General features: G+C 71.3%; 20 protein-coding genes. 9 read left to right on the plus strand and 11 right to left on the minus strand.

The annotated features are described in order from the left end of the window. Positions 1-52: 52 nt before the first annotated feature. From ABZ906_RS27980 to ABZ906_RS27990, 3 genes are all read left to right on the plus strand, one after another. Positions 53-700 carry a bifunctional DNA primase/polymerase gene (locus ABZ906_RS27980; RefSeq protein WP_361387190.1) on the plus strand — a complete coding sequence of 216 codons (648 nt, stop codon included), beginning with the start codon at positions 53-55 and terminating at the stop codon, positions 698-700. 108 nt (positions 701-808) lie between these two features. Then, entirely contained in the window at positions 809-1594 is a 786-nt protein-coding gene (locus ABZ906_RS27985) for an ABC transporter ATP-binding protein (RefSeq protein WP_361194597.1), read from the plus strand. Continuing rightward, positions 1591-3195, plus strand: coding sequence for a transporter (locus ABZ906_RS27990; RefSeq protein WP_361387193.1), 1605 nt, complete (start codon positions 1591-1593; stop codon positions 3193-3195). The genes ABZ906_RS27985 and ABZ906_RS27990 overlap by 4 nt, the downstream gene beginning before the upstream one ends. A 289-nt stretch (positions 3196-3484) precedes the next feature. Here ABZ906_RS27990 and iscB read toward each other — a convergent pair whose 3' ends face one another. Next, the gene (iscB, locus tag ABZ906_RS27995) at positions 3485-4915 is read right to left on the minus strand and encodes an RNA-guided endonuclease IscB (RefSeq protein WP_361387195.1); all 1431 of its coding nucleotides are present in this window, start codon (positions 4913-4915) and stop codon (positions 3485-3487) included. A 548-nt stretch (positions 4916-5463) separates the two neighbouring features. Here iscB and ABZ906_RS28000 point away from each other — a divergent pair. Beyond that, the gene (locus ABZ906_RS28000) at positions 5464-6882 is read left to right on the plus strand and encodes a PAS domain-containing protein (RefSeq protein ID WP_361387198.1); all 1419 of its coding nucleotides are present in this window, start codon (positions 5464-5466) and stop codon (positions 6880-6882) included. A 166-nt stretch (positions 6883-7048) separates the two neighbouring features. Here the strand turns inward: ABZ906_RS28000 and ABZ906_RS28005 are convergent, their stop codons facing one another. The 4 genes from ABZ906_RS28005 to ABZ906_RS28020 are packed head-to-tail and all read right to left on the minus strand — an operon-like array spanning position 7049 to position 10554. After that, positions 7049-8266, minus strand: a complete 1218-nt coding sequence (locus ABZ906_RS28005) for an ABC transporter permease (protein WP_361194589.1) — start codon at positions 8264-8266, stop codon at positions 7049-7051. Beyond that, on the minus strand, positions 8263-8964 hold the full coding sequence (locus tag ABZ906_RS28010; protein ID WP_361387201.1) for an ABC transporter ATP-binding protein: 702 nt from the start codon (positions 8962-8964) through the stop codon (positions 8263-8265). Before ABZ906_RS28010 ends, ABZ906_RS28005 begins: the two co-directional genes overlap by 4 nt. 22 nt (positions 8965-8986) lie before the next feature. Beyond that, entirely contained in the window at positions 8987-10057 is a 1071-nt protein-coding gene (locus ABZ906_RS28015) for a peptidoglycan-binding protein (RefSeq protein ID WP_361387204.1), read from the minus strand. Next, the gene (locus tag ABZ906_RS28020; protein ID WP_361194583.1) at positions 10054-10554 is read right to left on the minus strand and encodes a hypothetical protein; all 501 of its coding nucleotides are present in this window, start codon (positions 10552-10554) and stop codon (positions 10054-10056) included. Before ABZ906_RS28020 ends, ABZ906_RS28015 begins: the two co-directional genes overlap by 4 nt. A gap of 132 nt (positions 10555-10686) precedes the next feature. Between ABZ906_RS28020 and ABZ906_RS28025 the strand changes: the two genes are divergently transcribed. Together ABZ906_RS28025 and ABZ906_RS28030 are read left to right on the plus strand one after the other, a co-directional pair. Next, positions 10687-11355: a response regulator transcription factor gene (locus tag ABZ906_RS28025; protein ID WP_361194582.1), complete on the plus strand. Its 669-nt coding sequence runs from the start codon at positions 10687-10689 to the stop codon at positions 11353-11355. A gap of 5 nt (positions 11356-11360) precedes the next feature. Then, complete coding sequence (locus ABZ906_RS28030; RefSeq protein ID WP_361387452.1) at positions 11361-12554, plus strand: ATP-binding protein; 1194 nt, start codon at positions 11361-11363, stop codon at positions 12552-12554. Positions 12555-12596: 42 nt separating this feature from the next. Here ABZ906_RS28030 and ABZ906_RS28035 read toward each other — a convergent pair whose 3' ends face one another. After that, positions 12597-13361, minus strand: a complete 765-nt coding sequence (locus tag ABZ906_RS28035) for an SIS domain-containing protein (RefSeq protein ID WP_361194581.1) — start codon at positions 13359-13361, stop codon at positions 12597-12599. Between the two features lie 243 nt (positions 13362-13604). Between ABZ906_RS28035 and ABZ906_RS28040 the strand changes: the two genes are divergently transcribed. Together ABZ906_RS28040 and ABZ906_RS28045 are read left to right on the plus strand one after the other, a co-directional pair. Then, the gene (locus ABZ906_RS28040; protein ID WP_361194579.1) at positions 13605-14297 is read left to right on the plus strand and encodes a metal-dependent transcriptional regulator; all 693 of its coding nucleotides are present in this window, start codon (positions 13605-13607) and stop codon (positions 14295-14297) included. Positions 14298-14914: 617 nt separating this feature from the next. Then, positions 14915-15778, plus strand: coding sequence for an alpha/beta hydrolase (locus ABZ906_RS28045; RefSeq protein ID WP_361387455.1), 864 nt, complete (start codon positions 14915-14917; stop codon positions 15776-15778). Between the two features lie 14 nt (positions 15779-15792). On the opposite strand, the gene pdxH is transcribed toward ABZ906_RS28045, so the two are convergent. Next, positions 15793-16497: a pyridoxamine 5'-phosphate oxidase gene (gene pdxH / locus ABZ906_RS28050; RefSeq protein ID WP_361387207.1), complete on the minus strand. Its 705-nt coding sequence runs from the start codon at positions 16495-16497 to the stop codon at positions 15793-15795. Between the two features lie 314 nt (positions 16498-16811). Here pdxH and ABZ906_RS28055 point away from each other — a divergent pair, with 314 nt between their 5' ends. Then, entirely contained in the window at positions 16812-17912 is a 1101-nt protein-coding gene (locus ABZ906_RS28055) for a citrate synthase 2 (RefSeq protein WP_361194575.1), read from the plus strand. A 58-nt stretch (positions 17913-17970) separates the two neighbouring features. On the opposite strand, the gene ABZ906_RS28060 is transcribed toward ABZ906_RS28055, so the two are convergent. The 4 genes from ABZ906_RS28060 to ABZ906_RS28075 are packed head-to-tail and all read right to left on the minus strand — an operon-like array spanning position 17971 to position 22379. Then, positions 17971-18579 (minus strand): TetR/AcrR family transcriptional regulator, encoded by a 609-nt coding sequence (locus tag ABZ906_RS28060; protein WP_361194573.1) that lies wholly within the window; start codon positions 18577-18579, stop codon positions 17971-17973. Continuing rightward, a complete protein-coding gene (locus ABZ906_RS28065) occupies positions 18567-19301 on the minus strand; it encodes an enoyl-CoA hydratase family protein (protein WP_361387210.1) in 735 nt (244 codons plus the stop codon). The genes ABZ906_RS28060 and ABZ906_RS28065 overlap by 13 nt, the downstream gene beginning before the upstream one ends. A 28-nt stretch (positions 19302-19329) precedes the next feature. Beyond that, positions 19330-20496, minus strand: coding sequence for an acyl-CoA dehydrogenase family protein (locus tag ABZ906_RS28070; RefSeq protein ID WP_361387213.1), 1167 nt, complete (start codon positions 20494-20496; stop codon positions 19330-19332). Beyond that, positions 20493-22379 carry a biotin carboxylase N-terminal domain-containing protein gene (locus tag ABZ906_RS28075; protein ID WP_361387216.1) on the minus strand — a complete coding sequence of 629 codons (1887 nt, stop codon included), beginning with the start codon at positions 22377-22379 and terminating at the stop codon, positions 20493-20495. The genes ABZ906_RS28070 and ABZ906_RS28075 overlap by 4 nt, the downstream gene beginning before the upstream one ends. Positions 22380-22391 lie beyond the last annotated feature (12 nt).

Raw genomic sequence — 22391 nt, forward strand, 5'->3', positions numbered from 1 at the left:
ACAGCCGTAACCGTAGGTGTCGGGCGGAGTTGAGAACTCCGTGGAAGAGACCATGGGAGTCACGTCAGCCGCGCACATCCCGAAGCAGCGCGGAGAATCCTTGCTGGACACGGCCGTGCGATACGCGGAAGAGCGCCACTGGGACGTGTTCCCGGGGACGTGGCTCGAGTCCGTCGAAGGGGCCGAAATCTGCTCGTGCGGTGACACCGCGTGCACGGCACCCGGTTCGCACCCGGCGCGCGAGGACTGGGCCACGCAGGCCACGGGCAGCGCGACCGGCGCACGGCGCCTGTGGACCAAGCAGCCCAAGTCGTCGATCCTGCTGCCGACAGGCCGTACGTTCGACGCGATCGACGTGCCGGAGACCGCCGGGTTCCTCGCACTCGCCCGCATGGAGCGCATGGAACTGACGCTCGGCCCCGTGACCTGCACACCCGACCGCCGCATGCAGTTCTTCGTCCTGCCCGGAGCCACCGCCAAGGTGCCCGACCTCGTACGCAAGCTGGGATGGCCGCCGGCCGCGATCGACCTGATCTCCCTCGGCGAGGGCGCCTACGTCGCGGCGCCGCCCACCCGCTTCGGCGCGTCCGGCGCCGTCCAGTGGGCGTGCCGCCCCACCGCGGCGAACCGGTGGCTGCCCGACGCGGAGGAGATCATCTCGCCGCTGGCGTACGCGTGCGGGCGTGAGGCGCGGCGCTAGGGAATCTCCGGGGCGCGGACGCCGGACGGGCTGGTTTTCCAGCTCCCGTCCGGCGTTCGTGCTTCTCCCCGACGTATCGTGCGGAAACGGCGACGAAAGGCGGACACCGTGACCGAGGCAGCACCACCCGCAGCGGTAGAAGTGCAGGGGCTGTGGAAGGCCTTCGGACAGCAGATCGCCGTAGCAGGGATCGATCTGACCCTCCCCGCGGGCAAGTTCATCGGCCTCGTCGGACCGAACGGCGCGGGCAAGACCACCACCCTCTCCATGGTGACCGGCCTCCTCAGGCCGGACCGGGGCACGGTGAAGGTCGTCGGCCACGACGTATGGACCGACCCCGTCCAGGTCAAGGCCCGCATCGGCGTCCTGCCCGAAGGCCTGCGCCTCTTCGAACGCCTCTCGGGACGCGAACTCCTCGCGTACACCGGAAGACTCCGCGGACTCCCCGGCGACGAGGTCGACAAACGGGCGACCCAGCTCCTGGACGTACTCGACCTCGCGGGCGCCCAGCACAAACTCGTCGTCGACTACTCCACCGGCATGCGCAAGAAGATCGGCCTCGCCGCGGCCCTGCTCCACAACCCCGAGGTCCTCTTCCTTGACGAGCCCTTCGAAGGCGTCGACCCGGTGTCCGCGCAGATCATCCGCGGCGTCCTGGAGCGCTACACCACGTCCGGGGCGACCGTCGTCTTCTCCTCGCACGTCATGGAACTCGTCGAATCGCTCTGCGACTGGGTCGCCGTGATGGCCGCGGGACGCATCCGCGCCCGGGGGACCCTCGCCGAGGTACGGGGCACCGCCCCCTCCCTCCAGGAAGCGTTCCTGGAACTCGTCGGCGCCGGCGCCCGCGACAACGGCTCGCACCTCGACTGGCTGGGCGGCGGCACCCGATGAGCGCGCCGACGGCCACGTCCGCGCCCTCCATCACTCCCGTCTTCGTACGGCTGAAGCTCTCGCTCCTGCGCAACGGCCTGCACCAGTCGTCGGGCCGCCGCGCCGCCTACATCGCCTCCGTCGCCGCCGCGCTCCTTTTCGCGGCACTCCAGCTCCTCGGCCTGATCGCCCTGCGCGGCAACGAACACGCCGCCACCGTCTCCGTCCTGCTCACCGCCGTCCTCGCGCTCGGCTGGGCGGTCATGCCGCTGTTCTTCCCCAGCGGCGACGAGACCCTCGACCCCACCCGCCTGGTGATGCTGCCGCTGCGACCCCGGCCGCTGGTACGCGCGCTGCTCGTGGCGTCCCTGGTGGGCATCGGGCCCCTCTTCACGCTCTGCCTCGCGCTCGGCGCGGTCATCTCCCTCGCGCACGGCGCGGCGGCAGCCGTCACCGCCGTCCTCGCCATCGCCCTCACCCTCCTCATCTGCGTGGCCCTCGCCCGTACCGTCGCCGCCGCCAACATCCGGCTCCTGACCAGCCGCAAGGGGCGTGATCTGGCCGTTCTCAGCGGCCTGGTCATCGCGGTCGGCGCACAGGTCGTCAACTTCGGCGCGCAGCGGCTCGGTTCATCGGGGCTCTCGCGGCTCGAACCGGCGGCGGACGTCGTGCGCTGGATCCCGCCCGCGTCGGCGATCGGCGCCGTCGACTCGGTCAGCGACGGCTCGTACGCGACCGGGATCGCACAACTGGCCGTCAGCGCGGCCGCGCTCGCCGCGCTCCTCGCCCTCTGGCAACGCAGCCTCACCCACCTCATGACCACCCCCGACGGCTCGACGCTGGCGGCATCCGGACCCGCCAAGGCCCGCTCGGCGCGCGGCCTGGGGCGCCTGCTCCCCGGCGGGCGCACCGGCACGGTCATGGAGCGCAGCCTGCGCTACGTATGGCGCGACCCGAAGACCAAGGCGGCCTGGGTCACGTCCCTGGCCATCGGGCTCATCGTGCCCCTCTTCAACGCCTTGCAGGGCACGGGATCGATCTACTTCGCCTGCTTCGCGGCCGGGATGCTCGGCGTCCTGATGTACAACCAGTTCGGCCAGGACACCTCGGCGTTCTGGATGGTCGCGATGACGATCTCCTCGACGTACGACGCGTACATCGAGCTCCGCGCCCGCGCACTGGCCCTCCTGGTGATCACCCTCCCGTACGCGACCCTCGTCACGGTCATCACGGCGGCGGTGCTCGGCGACTGGACCGGCCTCCCCGAGGCACTCGGCCTCTCCTTCGCCCTCCTCGGCGCGATGCTGGCGACGGGCGCCTGGTCATCGGCCCGCTTCCCCTACTCGATCCCGCAGGAGGGCTACAAGAACGTGGCTCCCGGGCAGGCGGGCCTGGCCTGGATCTCGATCTTCGGCGGGATGGTCGCGGCGGCGCTGCTCTGCGCCCCGGTCCTTGCCTTCACCATCTGGCTGCACGTCTCGGGCGCGGCTTCCTGGTCCTGGCTGCTCCTGCCGCTCGGCGGGGTCTACGGAGCGGTGATCACCTACTTCGGCCTGCGGCTCGCGGCACCGAGGGTGGCGCGGCGGCTGCCGGAAATCCTGTCGGCGGTCAGCAAGGGCTGAGCCCTCTTCGCGCCCCCGCCCCCCTGCACACGCAGACGACCCGCGAGCCGTGGTCCCCGCCGTACGAGACGGCGGGAAGCCGGCCGGACGTACCGGCGGCTCGCGGGTCGGGTGACTGCTTGGGATTGGGCCGGCTGCACGCACATCACACGTGCTGGTCCGGCGCCGAAACCGAGTTGCGACGACGGGCCACTAGCCCGCAGTCACCTCACGCGTCCGGTTTCCATACATCTGCCGAACCACCTCCTCTCCGTGATGACTCACACCATAGGAACCGGGACTGCTCGGCTCAACCGCTTTTTCCGGCAGCCGGTGAGACGGGCTCCCTGCGTGTGTCGTAGGCGTATCCGTCGCCGCGCTGGAGCAGCCGCAGGTTCCGGTGGGAGACATTGATCCGCCCCGTCGGCGTGGCGATGCTGTGCTGGCCCCTGGCCCGCACCGAGACGCGCCCGCGCCAGGTCCCCGCCCATTTACCGGCGGGCACCGTCGCGCGTACGAGATCCCCCGTGACGTATCCGAAGTGCTGCTTGATCCGCGCCCTGCGAAGACGGGGGAAGCCGAAACGGTCGGGGGTGGTACGGGCGTAGCAGCCTCGCCCGGTGGCTTTCACGACCAGAACGCGAACGGGCACCCGGACGATCTTGCCGCCGTTCTCGCGGTCCAGGTCGCCGACGGCGAGGGCGTCGATGGTGTGGGTCTTCTCGAGCGCCGTCGCCATGCGGTTCCGGTGGGTGCGGCCGCCCGGCCAGGCATGCACCGGCGGGCCGAGAGCACCCAGGGCCTCGATGAGTTGTACGCGGGGCGAGTTCATGGCGGCTGCGTCGCGCAGCGGCGTCCTGGTCCGCGCAAGGATCTCCGCAAGCCGCCCCGGCCGGTCGGCGAGGAACCGGGTGACGGGTGTGCTGCCCTTGGCCTGATTGCACGGGGCGCAGGCGAGTACGAGGTTGGAGAGTCTGCTGGAACCGCCCCGGCTGACGGAGTGGATGTGGTCGATGTTCAGAGGGACGCCGGTCACTCCGCAGTACCCGCAGACCTTCCCCCGCACGGAGAGCAAGTGGGCACGAACGTCGGTGCCGGCCAGTGCGCCGTCCCGGTACTCGGCGCCTCTGAGCTGCCTGCCGACGCTCATGGAGTGGGAGCCGAACGCGACGCTCTCCAGGTGGACCTCTGTGACCGGCGCGTACCGACGGAAGCGGTTCACCAGGGAGACGGTGGTGTCGACGCGGTGACGCACCGAGGGGGCGAGCCATCCCTTCGGGCGGGCGCGGTTGTCGCTTCTCGGTGCACGGTGGCGGAGGTTCGCGGAGCGTCGTCTGTGCCGGTACCCGGCGCGCTGCTTCATGCAGTGGCTGATCTGACCGCCCCGGTGGCGGAGTTCGGCCGTCATCAGGCCCCGGCGGACGAGGACGGGCTCTCCTCGGTGGCCGGATTCCCTTTTCTCGTCCGTGAGGGCGATGCCGGTCGTCTTGGATCCGGGGTCGATGCGCAGTTGCACGCCGTCGACTTCCGATTCGACACGTGTGCGGTCCTTGAGCCTGATGGTGAAGGGGACTTGCCGGTGAACGACAGCGCGCCCCTTGCCGAGCAGTTCGCGGGCCCGTGCGGGGTGGCACGGCATCAACGGCTGCCGGTCTCTGGCCAGTACGAAGACTCTCCCCGCGCCGACACCTCCGCTGTACCCGGAGGGAGCGTCACCGCTCCCGGTCTCTGCCGTCACCACCGCCGGGGCGGTGGATTCGGCGTGACGCCGACGGGATCTGACGCCATGCCCGCCGGTCTCCCCTCGCCCATGTTCCCCGTCGGTGCCCCGCGCGGTGGCGGGGAGTCCGTGAGCCTGCGGGAAACGTAGTCATCGAAGGGCGCCTTCCTTTGACCTGGTGGTCTTGTGACCTGGTGGTCTCGATGACTCGGGCTGGTCACTCGGCCTGTCCGCGCGAGGGGACGGGCTCCGGCCGTGGGCCGGGGAGCGAGTGATCTCCCTTCGTGTGTGGCATGGACGACGCTAGCGACCGCTCTCCTCGGGACGAGCCGATGCGCTCAAGGCCAGCCGTACGTGCGAAAGATTGGACGTGCGTTCGTTTCTGCGGGGCAGGGCTCGCGAGGAACACCGGGCCGTCCCGGGACGTTCACGCGGGGCAACGATTTCGTCGAACTTCTGGGAAGTACCTGTGGGCTGCGTCACGTTCGAGTTCAATGATCTGACGTGCGGTACATGCGGAACTCGCAGAACATGCAGCTCATGAGGACACGGCCTGCAGGGGGTGCCAGGTGAGTGCTTCCCGGCGTAGCGGAACCACCGACGAGCTGGGGCCCGAGGAGCCCGAGCCCGGTGGGGCCGAATTGCTTGCGGCATTGCTGGACGGGATGGACGCCGCGTTGTGTGCGTTCGATGCCGACGGAGTGGTGACGCACTGGAATCGCGAGGCCGAGCGGATTCTCGGGTGGTCGGCGGCGGAGGCCGTGGGGCGGCAGGGGTTCGCGGGGTGGGCGGTGCGGACGGCCGATGCCGAGGAGGTCGAAGCGCGGCTTCTGGCGGCCATGGAGGCGCACGGGCGTCAGGTGCACGAGTTCGCGCTGCTCACGAAGGACGGCGGGCGGGTGCTCGTGCGGACCCAGTCCGCTGCCGTGCGGGGCGGGGACGGGAAGCCCGCCGGGTTGTACTGCGCGTTCAGCGAAGTGCACGCGCAGATCGACCTGGAGCGGTCCATAGCGTTGAGCGAGGCGCTGTTCGAGAACGCCTCGTGGGGTGTGGTGTTGGTTGACGCCGATCTCCGTCCTGCCGTGGCCAATGAGCATGCCGCCAGGGCGCTGGGGATGGGGCGTACGGCTCTGCTCGGGCGGCCGCTCGGGGAGTTGCTCGGGCACGGTGTGGAGGAGTTGGAGAGCGCGCTGAGTCATGTGCTCGCCGAGGGTGCGCCGCCCGCGCCGGCCGAGATGTGGGTCTCCGTGCAGGCTTCGGAGAGCGGTGAGCCCGAGCGGCGTTGCTGGCGCAGCGGCTTTCTGCGGCTGGCGTCGCCGCTGGCGGAGGAGCCGGTTCCGTTGGGGGTCGCCTGGCTTTTCCTGGACGTGACGGAGGCGAAGCAGACCGAGCAGGAGGCGGCGCAACTGCGCTTCCGTTCGCAGCAGTTGCACCGGGCCGCGCGGGCCGCGGGCGAGTGCGAGGACCCGACCGAGGCGGCCACGGTCCAACTGGACTTCGCTCTCGCGGGGTTCGCCGACCATGCGCTGGTCGATTTGGTGGCGGGTGTGGGGGGCGCGGGTGGCGTGGGGGGCGCGGGTGGTGTGACGGGTGATGGGGAGCCGGTGCGTCTCATTCGGGTCGCCGCGACGCCCGCGGGTGCGCCCGGTCCGTGTCTGCCGGTGGCCAAGGCGGGTCTGCCCGTCCGGTATCTGGAGGGCCACCCGGCCCCGCAGTGCGTGGACCGGGTGGGTTCCGTACGGGCCAGCGCCGGTACCGCGGCGCCCGAGCGGGCCCGTGCGTGGGCTGCGGCGAGGCAGTGGCCGGAGGACTCGGTCCACGCGTTGTGCGCGGTGCTGCGGAGCCGGGGGCGGACGTTGGGCGTCGTGACGTTCCTGCGCAGCGCCAGCCGGACACAGTTCGAGCGGGCGGACGCGGCGTACGCGGAGAGCGTCGCGGCGAGGGTTGCGGCCTCGCTTGACCTGGCGTCCGTACTGGACGCCGGCTGAGCGCGGGCGCTGCGCGGGGCTGGGTGCCTTTTAGGCCGCCGCTGCGCGGCGGATCTTTCCCGCCCACCCACCCGATTACCCCGTGTGGAGATGGGTGGGTGGGAGCCGTGCGATTGCGCCGCCAGGTAACCGCCGGGCGGGATGGGGCTGCTCTGCCGTCGGAGGCCTACGCCGCGTGCAGGGCCAGGGTTGGGGAGAGGCGGGCCGCTCGGATCGCTGGGTAGAGGCCTGCCACCGTGCCGATGAGCAGCGTCGCGCCGAAGCCGCCCGTCACCGCCCAGAGGGGTATCACCCAGGGAAGGTCGCCCGATACCGCGTACGCGCCCGTCGCCGCCGCGCCCAGGGCGATCCCCGCAAGGCCTCCGAGGCCCGACAGCATCAGGGACTCCGTCACGAACTGAATGCGGATCTGCCCCTTCGTCGCGCCCATCGAGCGGCGCAGGCCGATCTCGTAACGGCGCTCCAGAACTGAGATGATCATGGTGTTGGCCACCCCGACGCCTCCCACAAGGAGCGCGATCCCGCCGAGGCCAAGGAGCAGTGTCGAGAACGCTCCCTCCGTCGCCGCCTTCGCCTGGAGTGCCGAAGAGGGGTCCGTCACCTGGACGTTGCGCGGGTTCTCCGGGTCGATCGACGCGGCGAGCAGATCACGGACCTCGTGCACCGAGGCGTCGGTGGACCGCTCGTACACCGACGTCGGGCGGCCGTCGAAGCCGAGCTCGCTCTTGGCCGCCGCCCACCCCACGAGCGCCGAGCGCTCCACGTCGGGCGAGAGCGGCAGCGGGTCGAGGATGCCGACGACCGTGAAGTAGCGGTCGTCCACCCAGACCTGCTGGCCGGGCTCGGTGATGCCGAGGCGGTCGGCGGCGACATGGCCGAGGACGATGGACGGATAGCGGCTGTTGGCCGCGTTGAACCACGTGCCGCTCCCCATCCCGCCCCGCAGCACCTTCAGCAGCCCCTCGGTCGCCGCCTTGACGGAGATGCCGCCGGTCTCGTCCTCGGGGATCTTCTCGCTGCGCCGCACGCTGCGTTCGAGGTCGCCGGTCGCACCCACGTCCCGTACGCCCTTCACGCGCGAGACCCGGCCCGCCGCGTCACGCGGAAGCACCACCTTCTCCCCGGAGAACATGGGCTCCCCGGGCGAGGCCACCAGCATGTTCGTGCCCAATTCGTCCAGCTCGCGCATGAGTTGCGCCTTGCTGGAGGAGGAGATGCCGACCACCGCGATCATCGTGGCGATCCCGATCGCGATGCCGAGCGCCGACAGGACGACGCGGACCGGGCGGCTGCGCAGGCCCGCCGAGCCGACGTGGAGGACGTCCCGCGGCCCGAGCCGCGCCGCCTTCAGCCGCGTACTCCTGATTTTCCGTGCGCGGATCATCCGGCCCGCACCCCCTCCCGGGAAGCGGCCCGCACGTCCGCCACCACCTGCCCGTCCCTGATCCGCACCTGCCGCGGCAGCCGCTCCGCGATCTCCGTGTCGTGCGTGATGACGGCGATCGTCGCGCCCTCCGCGTTGAGATCGTGGAGGAGCTCCATCACCGCCTCTCCGGACGCGGAGTCGAGCGCCCCGGTCGGCTCGTCGGCCAGGAGCAGGTCCGGCGCTCCGACCACCGCGCGGGCGATGGCGACGCGCTGCTTCTGGCCGCCGGAGAGTTCGTGCGGCCGGTGTTTCATGCGGTCCGCGAGGCCGACCCGGTCGAGGGCTTCCGCGGCCCGCGCCCTGCGCTCCCCGCGCGAGAGGCCGGAGTACAGCAGCCCCTCCGCCACGTTGTCGCGCGCGCTGATCCCCGGCACCAGATGGAACGCCTGGAAGACGAAGCCGATGTGCCGTGCGCGCAGCGCGGAGAGGCTGCGGTCGGCCAGCGTCGCGACATCGTGCCCCGCGATCGCCACCGAGCCCTCCGAGGGGCGGTCGAGGGTGCCGATGATGTGCAGCAGCGTCGACTTTCCGGACCCGGACGGGCCGACGATGGCGAGGAGTTCGCCCTCCTCCACCCGCAGGTCCACCCCACGCAGTGCGGCGACGCCACCGGGGTACTCCTTGGTGACCCCGCCCAACTCCACGACGGCGCTCATATCCCCAGCTCCACTTCGGCGCTCATATCTTCGGCACCCCGACCTTCATGCCGTCCTTCAGGCCGCCGCCCGTCACCTCGACCCGCCCCTGGCCGAACATGCCGAGTTCGACCTTCACCTGGCGGGCGCGGCCGTGCTCGAGGACCTGGACGCCGTAGCCGCCGCCGGGCAGCGCGAGGAGGGCGTTGACGGGTACGGACAGGACGTCCTTCCGGGTCTCTCCGGTGAGGTTCACCGTGACCGGGGACTGGTCGAAGCCGTCGACCTTGCCGGGGTCGTCGAAGGAGACCGTCACCGGGATCTTGGGGGTCTTGTCGGACGGGTCGTCGCCCGGCTTGGCGGTCTTGCCGACGGAGGCGATCTCGCCCTTGGCGCTCGTGCCGTCGGGCAGGTCCACGGTGACCTTGGTGCCCGTCTTGGCGAGCTTCCCCTCGGCGACGTCGAGCTGGAACCGTACGACCCGTTCGGAGCCCGTCGTGCTCAGTACCGGCTTGCCCGGCGCGACCTGGTCGCCGACCGCCGACTCACCGGACTTCACGCGGACGCCGCCGGGCGAGAAGGCGATCCGGTCGGGGCCGACGCGGCCCGTCTGCTTCTCGTCGTGCGCCTTCTGCCACTGCTTGACGGCGGCGGCCGTACCCGCCGTGTACTCGTCGTCGACGGCGAGTCCGGCCCCGTACCCGAGTGCCTGGAGGTTCTCCTCCAGTTGTCGTACGTCGTTGCCCTCGTCGCCGGTCTTCAGCGTGCGGTACATGGGCTCGGTGCCGTACATGAGGCGTACGGGGACGCCGTTGACCTCGTACAGGCGTCCGTCGCGCGCGATCGTCGAGCCGGTGGGCGCGGACCAGGTGAGGGTGCCGGTGGTGCCCGCGTTGATCTTGCGTTCCTTGGCGTAGCCGAGGGTGCCGTCGGCCTGGGTGCTGCTGCTGAGGTCGCCGCGTTCGACGGGGGCGGTGGCGGGCGGGAGCCCGGAGTCGTCCCGGCTCACCGAGCCGTCCTTGCCGTTGTCGGCGAGTGCGGTGACGGCGACGCCGCCGCCGGTGATCGCGAGCAGGGCCACGACGGTGGCGACGACGGCGGTGCGGCGCCTCACGCGACGATGTCCTTGCACGCCTTGGCGGCCTTCTCCATCTTCTTCGCCTCGGCGCCCTTGGGGATCTTCTGGGCTTCCATCGCGCCGCCGTCGAACTTCGGGTCCGGCATGTTGAAGCCGTTCTCGCGCATGCAGCGGGCGTACTTGAGCATCTTGTCCTTGTCGGCCTGCGAGGGCGCGCCGCCGCCGGACCTGCCGTTCTTGCCGGCGCAGTCCTTCATGGCGGCCTCCATCTTCTCCTTGCTGAGGTCGCCGCCGATGGTGATGCCGCGCGTGTCCTCGCCGGCCTTGGGCTCGGACACCTTGAGGCCGTGCTTGCGCAGGCACTCGCGCTCCTTGAAGGCGGCGTCGGCCTGCTTGCCCTTGCCGCCGTCGGCCTTGTCCTGGCTGCTGCTTTCGCCGCCGCCGGAGGAGCAGGCTCCGGCGAACAGGGCGAGTGCGGCGAATCCCGTGGCGATGACGGTGGAGCGCGTACGCGTACGAGTCCGAGTGCTCATGGCTTCCCCTTCGCTGGTGGCGTCGGCACGGCAGCGCGCCGACGCGCTCAGGCTCGCGGGAAGAGGGGTTTCGTTTCTCTCAACGGAGACGCTTACACCGACGAAAGGTGCACTTCAGGTACACAGGGCCGCATGCGCGTACTGCTGGTGGAGGACGAGGAATTCCTGGCCGAGATGATCGCCGACGGGCTGCGCCGCGACGCGCTCGCGGTGGACGTCGCGGCGGACGGCCTGACGGCGCTGCGCAAGCTCCAGTTCGGCGAGTACGACGTCGTGATCCTCGACCGGGATCTGCCGGGCCTGCACGGCGACGAGGTGTGCCGCAGGGTGGTGTCGCAGCGGCTGCTGACCCGTGTCCTGATGCTGACGGCCTCGGTCACGGTCCGGGAGCGTGTCGCGGGCCTTGGCCTGGGCGCCGACGACTATCTGACCAAGCCCTTCGCGTACGACGAACTCCTGGCCCGCGTCCTCGCCCTCGGCCGCCGTACGCGCCCCGCGCTGCCCCCGGTGATCGAACGGGCGGGCCTGGTCCTGGACACGGCCCGCCGCCAGGCCAGCCGCGACGGCCGCCATCTCGCGCTCTCCCGCAAGGAGTTCGCGGTCCTTGAGGCGCTGCTGCGGGCGGAGGGCGCGGTGGTCAGCGGCGACGACCTGATCGAACAGGTCTGGGAGGAGGACACCAGCTACCGCACGAACGCGGTCCGCGTCACCCTGTCCAAACTCCGCACCAAACTGGGCGACCCCCCGGTGGTGGAGACGGTCCCGGGCGCGGGCTACCGGATCGCGGGGTGGTCGTCGTGAGGCGCCTGAGCAGCGAGCGCGCCCGGCTCACCGCCCTCTACGGCGGCATGCTCGTGCTCGCGGGCGCGTTGCTCACGGGGCTTGTGTACTTCCTGGTGCGGCAGGGGCTGTATTCCTCCATCAGCACCGCCGTCACCACCGCGGTCCCCGCCCGCCGCATGCATCCGCCCTGGCGCATGCCCACCCCGGCCGCGACCGCGTCGGTCGCCGAGCGGATGCCGTCCGACGGCGTCACGGACCCCGACATCACGCGCGGGCTCGCGGTCACGAAGATCAGCGACATCGCCGAGCAGGCCGCCCTGAGCCGGCTGCTCACCGTGTCCGTCATCGTGCTTTTCGTGTACGCGGCGCTCTCCATCCTGCTCGCCTGGTGGATGGCGGGCCGCGTCCTGCACCCCGTGGCGGTGATCACCGGCACCGCGCGCAGGCTCTCCGGCGAGAACCTGCACGAGCGGATCGCGCTCGACGCCCCGCCCGGTGAGCTGAAACAGCTGGCCGACACCTTCGACGAGATGCTCGGGCGGATAGAGCAGCTGGTCAGCGCCCAGCAGCGGTTCGCCGCCAATGCCGCGCACGAGCTGCGCACCCCGCTCGCCGTCCAGCGGGCCGCCGCCGAGATCGGCCTCGCGGGTGAGCCCGACCCCGGGCAGGTGGCCCGCATCCGTACGAAACTGATCTCCGTCGCCGACGACAGCGAGCATCTGATCGAGGGGCTGCTGCTGCTCGCCACCTCGGAGCGGGGGCTGGAGCGGCGTGAGCCCGTCGCGCTCGACGTCATCGCCGACGCGGTGGCGGAGGGGCTCGCGGGCCGGGCCGCCGAGCGGGACGTCACCCTGTCCCTGCGCGCGGAGCCGCTGACCGTGGACGGCGACGGGGTCCTGCTCGACCGTCTCGTGCACAACCTGGTGGCGAACGCCGTGGACTACAACGTGAAGGGCGGCCGGGTCGAGGTCCGTACGGGGCCCGGCGGCATCGAGGTCACCAACACCGGGCCAGTCGTCCCGCCGGAGACCGTCCCGCACCTCTTCGAGCCGTTCCGGCGGCTGCGGGAACGCACCCACGCGCGCGGGGAGGGCGCGGGCCTCGGTCTGTCCATCGTCGCCGCGATCGCCCGCGCACACGGGGCACAGGCGACCGCGGAGGCGAACGGGGAGGGCGGGGGGCTCAGCGTGCGCGTGCGCTTCCCCACGGCCCCGTAGAGGCCTCGTCCGCAGCGCCCGGCAGGGGCCTCAGCGGGGGCCTCAGCGCCGGTAGAAGATCCGGTCCCCGTACTCCTCGAACACCTTGCCGTTCCACTCGTGCCCGCCGTCCACGTTCCCCGACCGCAGCAGCGGCGGCTCGACGCCCCGCGAGGCGAGCTGCTCGACGGCGGTCGCCATCATCGCCTGCATGATCGCGTTGGTGACCACGCTGGAGGCGGGCCCGAACGGCGCGTCGACCGCGTCCAGGCTGAGCTCCGCGTCACCGAGCGCGATCTTGGAGTCGATCACCACGTCGCAGTGGTCCTTGAGGAAGGTGCCGGACACGTGCCGCGACTTCGTCTCCGTCGCGTACGCCACCGACGTCACGCCGATGACCTTCAGGCCGAGGGCACGGGCGTTCATCGCCATCTCCACGGGCAGGGAGTTGCGCCCGGAGAGCGAGATGATCACCAGTACGTCGCCGGGGCGGGCCGGCGAGGAGTCCAGGACGGCGCCCGCGAGCCCGTCGACGCGCTCCAGGGCGGAGCCCAGCGTGGCGGGCATGACGTCGATGCCGACGACGCCGGGGACGGCGAGGAGGTTCATCAGGGCGAGGCCGCCCGCGCGGTAGACGACGTCCTGGGCGGCGAGCGAGGAGTGCCCGGCACCGAAGGCGAAGAGCCTGTTGCCCGTCTCGACCGCGTCGGCGAGCAGCGTGCCCGCCGCGTCGACGTTCCCGCCCTCCTCGTCACGGACCCGCCCGAGCAGTCCGATCGCGGCGTCGATGTACTGACCGGCCAGCTTGCTCTCGCTCTTCGAGCCCATGCGCCGAGGAACCTTTCCGGGTACGTATGTGTTCTGTACGTATGTCCTGCACGTATTTCCTGCACGCTTTTCCCGTGTGCCGCGGATCACGTTGCGGTCTGGACCAGTGCCCTGTCAATACGGCCCGAGCACGCCGTCGAGGCCGTCAGGACCGGGTTTTCCCCCGGCGGGACCCGGTTGTCAGCGGTATGCGTCAGACTTGATGCCAGGGCCGGCCGCACGAGCGAGATCTGAGGGGCACCCATGTCGGGGCTTATTGACACCACTGAGATGTATTTGCGCACCATCCTCGAGCTGGAGGAGGAAGGTGTCGTCCCCATGCGCGCCCGGATCGCCGAGCGTCTGGACCAGAGCGGACCGACGGTCAGCCAGACGGTCGCGCGCATGGAGCGTGACGGCCTGGTGTCCGTCGCGAGCGATCGCCATCTGGAGCTGACGGAGGAGGGCCGCAGGCTCGCCACCCGCGTGATGCGCAAGCACCGCCTGGCGGAGTGCCTGCTCGTCGACGTGATCGGCCTGGAGTGGGAGCAGGTCCACGCCGAGGCGTGTCGCTGGGAGCACGTGATGAGCGAGGCGGTGGAGCGCCGCGTCCTGGAGCTCCTGCGCCACCCCACCGAGTCTCCGTACGGCAACCCGATCCCGGGCCTGGAGGAGCTGGGCGAGAAGGACGGGGCCGACCCGTTCCTGGACGAGGGCATGGTCTCCCTGGTGGACCTCGACCCCGGCGCGGACGGCGCGACCGTGGTCGTGCGCCGCATCGGCGAGCCCATCCAGACGGACGCGCAGCTGATGTATACGCTGCGGCGCGCGGGCGTGCAGCCCGGCTCCGTGGTGAGCGTGACGGAGTCCGCGGGCGGGGTGCTCGTGGGCAGCAGCGGTGAGGCCGCGGAGCTGGACTCCGAGGTCGCCTCGCACGTCTTCGTCGCCAAGCGCTGAGACCGCCCGCTCCCGTTACCGGGAGTAGGAGTCAACTGGCGTTGCGCGTCGTGCAGTTGTGAAAGACCCGGGATTGTCCGGGGTCCAAGATTCAGTGTGCGGAATCGCAGCGGCGGGCCGTTTTGCGTGCCAGGCTGTCGCGAGAGGCATATGACTTGAGGGCTCTTGTCGCGGCGCCGGGTCCGGCCGCCGCGGCCGTGGGAGGGGGCAGGAGGATGTGCCCATCTGAGGAGCGGGAACACGTACGCAAACGGCGCGGACCAGCACGTCCGGCACGTCCAGCACGTCGGGTACGACCAGCACGCCCTGCGCGGGCAGCACGTCCTGCGCATACAGAGGGCCCCGGCGCCCTTGAGCGCCGGGGCCTGTCCTCCCCTGTTTCGACCCGGAGCCCCGAGCTCCCGGGGTCGACCCCCACGGACCGTTTTCCCCGAGCGGTCCGTTTCCCGATGAAGATCTCCCCTCGGCAGCGGCGGCCAATCCTTGAGCGTGGTCACTCGAACGAGGGGTGTTACCGGCGAACCGGCCGCTTTCGAAAAAGGGTTCGATAGCGTGCGGGGGTGCGTGACAGAACCAGGCGTTCAGCCCGAGAGGATTCAAGGGGGGTGCCAGGAACCATGGTGCGGCGCATCGACGTGACGGGCGCGGACGGCGTACGCCTCGCAGCCTGGGAGTTCGCCGATCCTCCCAAGTCCACGGAGCGGGACGGGTCGCCGGGAGGCGTGCTGTTATTGCACGGCCTGATGGGCCGCGCCTCCCACTGGGCGGGCACCGCCCGCTGGCTCTCCGAACGGCATCGCGCGGTCGCACTCGACCAGCGCGGCCACGGGCAGAGCGACAAGCCCGCCGAAGGCCCCTTCACCCGCGAGGCCTACGTGGACGACGCCGAGGCCGCGCTCGTCCAGCTCGGCCTCGCCCCCGCCGTCCTCATCGGCCACTCCATGGGCGCGCTCACCGCCTGGCAGCTCGCCGCGAAGCGCCCCGACCTCGTCCGCGCCCTGATCATCTGCGACATGCGGGCCTCCGCGCTCGGCGCCGCCTCGCAGCGCGAGTGGGAGGACTGGTTCAAGGCCTGGCCCGTCCCCTTCGCCACCCTCGCCGACGTACGGAAGTGGTTCGGCGAGGACGATCCCTGGGTGGAGCGGAAGAACCCCTCACGCGGCGAGTTCTTCGCCGAGGTGATGGCCGAGGGCCCGGACGGCTGGCGGCCCGTCTTCGACCACGACCAGATGCTGAAGTCCCGCGAGACCTGGGTGTACGACGCGCACTGGGAGGGCCTGACCCAGGTCCAGTGCCCCGCCCTGGTCGTCCGGGGCCTGGACGGCGAGCTGGGCCGCGCCGAGTCCCAGGAGATGGTCCGCGTGCTGCCCCGGGGGGCGTACGCGGAGGTGGCCGACGCGGGCCACCTCGTGCACTACGACCAGCCGGAGGCGTGGCGCGAGGCGATCCAGCCGTTTCTGGACGGGGTCCTGACGGGGTAGGCCGACCGGCACCCTCACGGGCTGAGGCGCTCCACCGTCCACTCGGCCCCTTCCGTCGGCTCCGTCGGCTCCGTGCGCTCGTAGCGCAGGCGGTCGTGCAGGCGGTTGGCCCTGCCCTGCCAGAACTCCACGGACCGCGGCTCGACGCGGAAGCCGCCCCAGTGCGCGGGCGCGGGCACCTGCTCGCCCTCCGGGTAGCGCGCCGCCAAGTCGTCGTACGCGCGGTCGAGTTCGTCGCGCGTGGCGATGACCGAGGACTGGGCGCTGGCCCAGGCGCCGAGCTGGGAGCCGTGCGGCCGGGTGCGGAAGTACGCCACCGTCTCCTCACGGGTCACGCGCTCCGCCGTGCCGGTGACGATGACCTGGCGGGCCATCGGGTGCCAGGGGAAGAGCAGCGCGATGTTGGGGTTGGCGGCCAGTTCGCGGGCCTTGCGGGACTCGTAGTTGGTGAAGAAGACGAAGCCGCCCTCGTCGTAGCCCTTCAGCAGGACCGTGCGCGAGCTGGGGCGGCCCTCGGTGTCCGCCGTCGAGACGACCATGGCGTTCGGCTCGTGGAGCAGACCGTCGCCGGCCGCGGCGAGCGCCTGCGTGAACCAGAGCGCGAACAGCTCGAAGGGCGTGGCGGGCAGGTCGGCCTCGACGAGTCCGTCGATGCCGTAGTGGGCACGAATGGCGGCGATGTCGGCCAGGGCAGGTACGGGAACGGCTCGATCGGTCACGCGGTCATACTGCCGTATACGAGGCGCCTGTCGACGGTCTGCCGTGCGCCACCGGGAGGTGACGTGTGGCACTGAGTGCCGCATACCATCGCCAAGGGTGGCACCAAGGGATATCGTCCCGCTACCGAATCGGTTGGGTGACCACCAGCCGCACGGGGCATCACCCGGGTGACTGATCCGGAACGCGAGTCGAAGACCGGTAGCGCGAACGCGCCGGCAGACCGCGGAACCGGACCGGAAATGCCCACTTCTGACACATGGTCACGAGCTGTCTGTCACCACCATCTGTCGCACACATCACGAGGAGCCGCCTGATGTCCGACTTCGTACCCGGACTTGAAGGAGTCATCGCGTTCGAGACGGAGATCGCCGAACCGGATAAGGAAGGCGGCGCGCTTCGCTATCGCGGCGTCGACATCGAGGATCTGGTCGGCCATGTCTCCTTCGGCAACGTCTGGGGCCTGCTGGTCGACGGTGCGTTCAATCCGGGCCTGCCGCCCGCCGAGCCGTTCCCGATCCCGGTGCACTCCGGTGACATCCGTGTCGACGTCCAGTCCGCGCTCGCGATGCTCGCCCCCGTGTGGGGCCTGAAGCCGCTCCTGGACATCAGCGAGCAGGAGGCCCGCGACGACCTCGCACGGGCCGCCGTCATGGCGCTCTCGTACGTCGCCCAGTCCGCGCGCGGCCAGGGCCTGCCGATGGTGCCGCAGCGCGAGATCGACAAGGCGGACACGGTCGTCGAGCGGTTCATGAAGCGCTGGCGCGGCGAGCCCGACCCCAAGCACGTGCAGGCCGTCGACGCGTACTGGACGTCGGCCGCCGAGCACGGCATGAACGCGTCCACGTTCACGGCGCGCGTCATCGCCTCCACGGGCTCCGACGTGGCGGCGGCGCTCTCCGGTGCCGTGGGCGCGATGTCCGGTCCCCTGCACGGCGGGGCGCCGTCCCGTGTCCTCGGCATGATCGAGGAGATCGAGCGGACGGGGGACGCGGTCGCGTACGTGAAGAAGGCCCTCGACAAGGGCGAGCGGCTGATGGGCTTCGGTCACCGGGTGTACCGGGCCGAGGACCCGCGTGCGCGTGTCCTGCGCCGTACGGCGCGTGAGCTGGGCGCGCCTCGCTTCGAGGTGGCCGAGGCGTTGGAGAAGGCCGCGCTCGACGAGTTGCACGCCCGCCGTCCTGACCGGGTCCTCGCGACGAACGTCGAGTTCTGGGCGGCGATCGTCCTCGACTTCGCCGAGGTGCCGGCGCACATGTTCACGTCGATGTTCACGTGCGCGCGGACCGCGGGGTGGTCCGCGCACATCCTCGAACAGAAGCGGACGGGGCGGCTCGTCCGTCCTTCGGCGCGGTACGTGGGGCCCGGTACGCGGGATCCGCGGGAGGTCGTCGGGTACGAGGACATCGCGCGGTAACCGTCGTCAAACGCCGGACGGGCCGGCTTCCCGGCCCGTCCGGCGTTTTGCGGAATGCTCAGCCCAGCGTCCCCTCCACGAGCACCGTCCACTGCGCCACCACCCGGTCCCGCCGCGCCCCGTCGTCCGTCAGGAGGTTCGCGAGGCCGAGGCCCCGGGCCATGTCCAGGAGGCCCTGGATCGTCTCCCGGACGCCGGGGGCGGACTCGTCGGCCCCCAGGAGCTGTACCGCTATGCGGTGGGTCTCACGGCCCACCCGCGCCTCCAGCTCCGTGACCCTGGCGCCCAGCTGGGGCTCGTTCGACGCCGCCACCCACAGATGCAGCGCCGCCCGGAACAGCGGCCCCGTATAGAGATCGACGAGGGCGGCCACCACCGACGCCCGGTCCTGGGCCGGAAGCTCCTTCAGGGCCGTGGAGCGCTGCTCTGCCACGTACTCCACGGCCGCCGTGAAGAGGTCCTCCCGCGTCGGGAAGTGGTGCTGGGTCGCGCCCCGCGAGACCCCCGCCCGCTCGGCCACCACGGACACCGTGGACCCCGCCCAGCCGCTCTCGGCCAGGCACGCCACCGCGGCCTCCAGGAGCCGTTGCCGCGTGGCCCGGCTGCGGTCCTGCTTGGGCGAGCGATCGGCACGGGCGGCGCGATCAGCCTCTGTCACAGCACCCATGGGCACTCCCGTCGTTCGAGGAACGCCCCCATCCCCTCCCGCGCCTCCTGCGATGCGAAGAGCCGCGCGGACAGAGCGATGAGGGAGTCCGTGTGGTGGTCGAATGCGTCGAGCACCCTAGCCGTGAGCAGCTTCTTCGTCTCGGCCAGGGCTCCCGGGGCCGCTTTTCGCAGCCCTTCGAGGAGGGGCGCGAGCTCCGCGTCCACGTCGTCCCCCGCCGCCGTCACGAGCCCCACCCGCGCCGCCTCCGCCCCGCCGAACCGCTCCCCGGTCAGGAAGTACCGCGACGCCGCGCTCGCGTCGAGACGGGCGAGCAGCGGCATGGAGATCACCGCGGGCGCCACCCCGATCCGTACCTCCGTCAGCGCGAACGACGCCCCCGGCCCCGCCACGGCCATGTCGCACACGCCGAGCAGACCGAGCCCGCCCGCCCGCACATGCCCGTCCACCCGCGCCACCACCGGCTTCGGCAGCTCCACGATCTGCCGCAGCAGCCCCACGAAGACGGCCGGGTCCGGCGGCTCCCGCAGGTCGGCGCCGGAGCAGAACGTCGAGCCGGTGTGCGTGAGCACGATCGCGCGCACGCCGGGGTCCTTGCCCAAGTCGTCGAGCGCTTCCGTGAACCCGCGCAGCAGCCCCGCCGAGAGGGCGTTGCGGTTGGCGGGTGTGTCCAGGGTGATCGTGACGATGCCGCGCTTCTCGGACGAGCAGACGAGTGCCATGTGAACTCCCTCGGACGGAACGGCAGGTTCAGTACGACTTGGGCAGGCCAAGCGTCTGGTGCGACACGTAGTTGAGGATCATCTCCCTGCTCACGGGGGCGATCCGCGCCACCCGTGACGCCACGATCAGCGAGGCGAGACCGAATTCCTTGGTCAGGCCGTTGCCGCCGAGCGTGTGCACCGACTGGTCGACGGTCTTCACGCAGGCATCGGCGGCGGCGAGCTTGGCCATGTTGGCGGCCTCGCCCGCGCCCATGTCGTCGCCCTCGTCGTAGAGCCGGGCGGCCTTCTGCATCATCAGGCGGGCCAGTTCGATGTCGATGTGGGATTGCGCGAGGGGGTGCGCGATCGCCTGGTGGGCGCCGATCGGGCTCTTCCACACGCTGCGTTCTTTGGCGTAGCCGACGGCACGGTTAAGGGCGTACCGAGCCATGCCGAGCGAGAACGCCGCCGTCATGATCCGCTCGGGGTTGAGCCCGGCGAAGAGCTGGAGCAGCCCGGCGTCCTCGTCGCCCACCAGCGCGTCGGCGGGCAACCGCACATCGTCCAGAGTGAGTTCGAACTGCTTCTCAGGGGCCTGGAGTTCCATCTCGATCTGCCGCCGCTGGAAGCCCGGCGTCTCGCGGGGCACGATGAAGAGGCAGGGCTTGAGGTTGCCGGTGCGGGCGTCTTCCGTACGGCCCACGATCAGCGTCGCGTCGGCGATGTCGACGCCGGAGATGAACACCTTGCGGCCGGTCAGGAGCCAGTCGCCGCTCGCCTCGTCCTTGCGCGCGGTCGTCGTGATCCGGTGGGAGTTGGAGCCCGCGTCGGGCTCGGTGATGCCGAACGCCATGGTGCGGCTGCCGTCGGCGAGACCGGGCAGCCAGGCCTGCTTCTGCTCGTCGGTGCCGAAGCGGGCGATGACGGTCCCGCAGATCGCGGGCGACACGACCATCATCAGGAGGGGGCAGCCCGCCGCCCCCAGTTCTTCGAGCACGATGGAGAGTTCGGCTATGCCGCCGCCCCCGCCGCCGTACTCCTCGGGCAGGTTCACGCCCAGGTAGCCGAGCTTGGCGGCATCGGCCCACAGTTCGTCGGGGTGGCCTTCGCCCGCCACGACGCCGGTCATGTAGTCGCGGCCGTAGCGCTTGCCGAGTGCGGCGACGGCCGCGCGCAGGGCCTGGTGCTCCTGGGTTTCGAGGACGGTGCTCATACGGATTGCTCCTCCTGTACGGCGTCTGCGGCATCTACGTCTACGACTGCGAGCAGCGCGCCGACCTCGACCTGGCGGCCGGGTTCGGCGTGCAGGGCGGTGAGCGTGCCGGAGGCGGGAGCGGTGATGCGGTGCTCCATCTTCATGGCCTCCAGCCAGATGAGGGGCTGCCCGGCGGTCACCCGCGCTCCCTGCGCGAGCCCCTCGGCCAGGCGCACGACGGTGCCCGGCATCGGCGCGAGCAGGGATCCCGGCTCCTGCCGGGTGGTGGGTTCGGGGAGCAGCGGCAGCGAGGTGAGGGCGGTGTTGCCGACGTACACCCGGTCGTCGCCGTAGCGGCGGACCTCGAACTGCCGCCGTACGCCGTCCACTTCGAGCACGACGAGCTCGCCGGACACGGAGAGCACCCGCACCCCCTCCGCGCTGAATCCCTCCCGCGTGTGCCGGTAGCGCACCTCGTGCTCGGCCCCGTCCGGTTCGCTCCGGAAGAGCTTGACCTGCGGCTGCGAGGCGAGGTTGCGCCAGCCGCCGAACCGCGAGCGCCCGTGGGCGTCGGCGAGCGCGGCGGCGAGCGGCGCGTGCGGGTCGGGCACGGGGGCGGTGAGTTCACCGAGGTGCCGGTCGTAGAAGCCCGTGTCCATGCGGGCCCCGGTGAACTCCGGGTGCCGCAGGGACCGTACGAGCAACTCCCGGTTGGTGACGGGTCCGTGGACCACCGCGCGCTCCAGGGCGCCCGCGAGTGCGCGCAGGGCCCCGGCACGCGTGGGGGCGTACGAGACGGCCTTGGCCAGCATCGGGTCGTAGTGCACGCCGATCGTGTCGCCGTCCGTGTACCCCGTGTCGAGCCGTACGCCGGGCACGGAGAGCCGGTGCAGGGTGCCGGTCTGCGGGGCCCACCGGGCTGCCGGGTCCTCGGCGTAGAGCCGGGCCTCGACGGCGTGTCCGCGCGCGACCGGCGCCTCCTGCGCGAGCCGTCCGCCCTCCGCGACCTGGATCTGCAGCGCCACGAGGTCGACCCCGAACACGGCCTCGGTCACCGGGTGTTCGACCTGGAGCCGCGTGTTCATCTCCAGGAAGTGCGCCCGGTCGCCGTCGACCAGGAACTCCACGGTGCCCGCCCCGCGATACCCGGTCACGCGCGCCGCACGCAGGGCCTGCGCGTGCAGCTCATCGACGAGACCGGCGGCCAGACCCGGCGCCGGGGACTCCTCGATGACCTTCTGGTGCCTGCGCTGGAGCGTGCAGTCCCGCGTGCCGAGCGCCCACACGGTGTCGTACGCGTCGGCCATGACCTGCACCTCGACGTGCCGCCCGCCCTCCAGATAGGGCTCGACGAAGACCTCGCCGTCCCCGAAGGCACTGGCCGCCTCCGCGCTGGCGGCCTCCAACTCTCCCTTCAGGGCGCTCAGTTCCCGTACGACGCGCATGCCGCGCCCGCCGCCGCCGGCCGCCGCCTTCACCAGGACCGGCAGATCGTCCTCGGTGACGTCGTCGAGGCCGAGGGGCGCGATGCCCATGAGTTCCTTGGCGCGCGTCTTGGAGGCCATGGATTCGATCGCGTCGGGCGGCGGCCCGATCCAGGTCAGCCCGGCGTCGATGACGGCGCGCGCGAAGTCGGCGTTCTCGGAGAGGAAGCCGTAGCCGGGGTGGACGGCGTCCGCGCCGGCGGCCTGCGCGGCCTTCACGACGAGGTCGCCGCGCAGATACGTGTCGGCGGGCGCAGCCCCCGGCAGCCGTACGGCGGAGTCGGCCTCGCGGACGTGCAGGGCGTCCGCGTCGGCGTCGGAGTACACCGCGACGGTGGTGATGCCCAGGTCGCGGCAGGTGCGGAAGATGCGGCAGGCGATCTCGCCGCGGTTGGCCACAAGGATGGCGTTGATCATGGTGAGTTCCTC

The sequence above is a fragment of the Streptomyces sp. NPDC046925 genome, assembly GCF_040644915.1.
Taxonomy (GTDB): Bacteria; Actinomycetota; Actinomycetes; order Streptomycetales; family Streptomycetaceae; genus Streptomyces.

Bases quoted from the DNA above. Each gene is read 5' to 3' on its own strand.
- ABZ906_RS28070 (WP_361387213.1), bottom strand. From the start codon at position 20,496: ATGAGCACCGTCCTCGAAACCCAGGAGCACCAGGCCCTGCGCGCGGCC.
- ABZ906_RS28065 (WP_361387210.1), bottom strand. From the start codon at position 19,301: ATGGCACTCGTCTGCTCGTCCGAGAAGCGCGGCATCGTCACGATCACC.
- ABZ906_RS28040 (WP_361194579.1), top strand. From the start codon at position 13,605: ATGTCGGGGCTTATTGACACCACTGAGATGTATTTGCGCACCATCCTC.
- ABZ906_RS28010 (WP_361387201.1), bottom strand. From the start codon at position 8,964: ATGAGCGCCGTCGTGGAGTTGGGCGGGGTCACCAAGGAGTACCCCGGT.
- ABZ906_RS28020 (WP_361194583.1), bottom strand. From the start codon at position 10,554: ATGAGCACTCGGACTCGTACGCGTACGCGCTCCACCGTCATCGCCACG.
- ABZ906_RS28075 (WP_361387216.1), bottom strand. From the start codon at position 22,379: ATGATCAACGCCATCCTTGTGGCCAACCGCGGCGAGATCGCCTGCCGC.
- ABZ906_RS28025 (WP_361194582.1), top strand. From the start codon at position 10,687: ATGCGCGTACTGCTGGTGGAGGACGAGGAATTCCTGGCCGAGATGATC.
- ABZ906_RS28055 (WP_361194575.1), top strand. From the start codon at position 16,812: ATGTCCGACTTCGTACCCGGACTTGAAGGAGTCATCGCGTTCGAGACG.
- ABZ906_RS28060 (WP_361194573.1), bottom strand. From the start codon at position 18,579: ATGGGTGCTGTGACAGAGGCTGATCGCGCCGCCCGTGCCGATCGCTCG.
- ABZ906_RS27980 (WP_361387190.1), top strand. From the start codon at position 53: ATGGGAGTCACGTCAGCCGCGCACATCCCGAAGCAGCGCGGAGAATCC.
- ABZ906_RS28035 (WP_361194581.1), bottom strand. From the start codon at position 13,361: ATGGGCTCGAAGAGCGAGAGCAAGCTGGCCGGTCAGTACATCGACGCC.
- ABZ906_RS28045 (WP_361387455.1), top strand. From the start codon at position 14,915: ATGGTGCGGCGCATCGACGTGACGGGCGCGGACGGCGTACGCCTCGCA.
- ABZ906_RS27990 (WP_361387193.1), top strand. From the start codon at position 1,591: ATGAGCGCGCCGACGGCCACGTCCGCGCCCTCCATCACTCCCGTCTTC.
- ABZ906_RS28005 (WP_361194589.1), bottom strand. From the start codon at position 8,266: ATGATCCGCGCACGGAAAATCAGGAGTACGCGGCTGAAGGCGGCGCGG.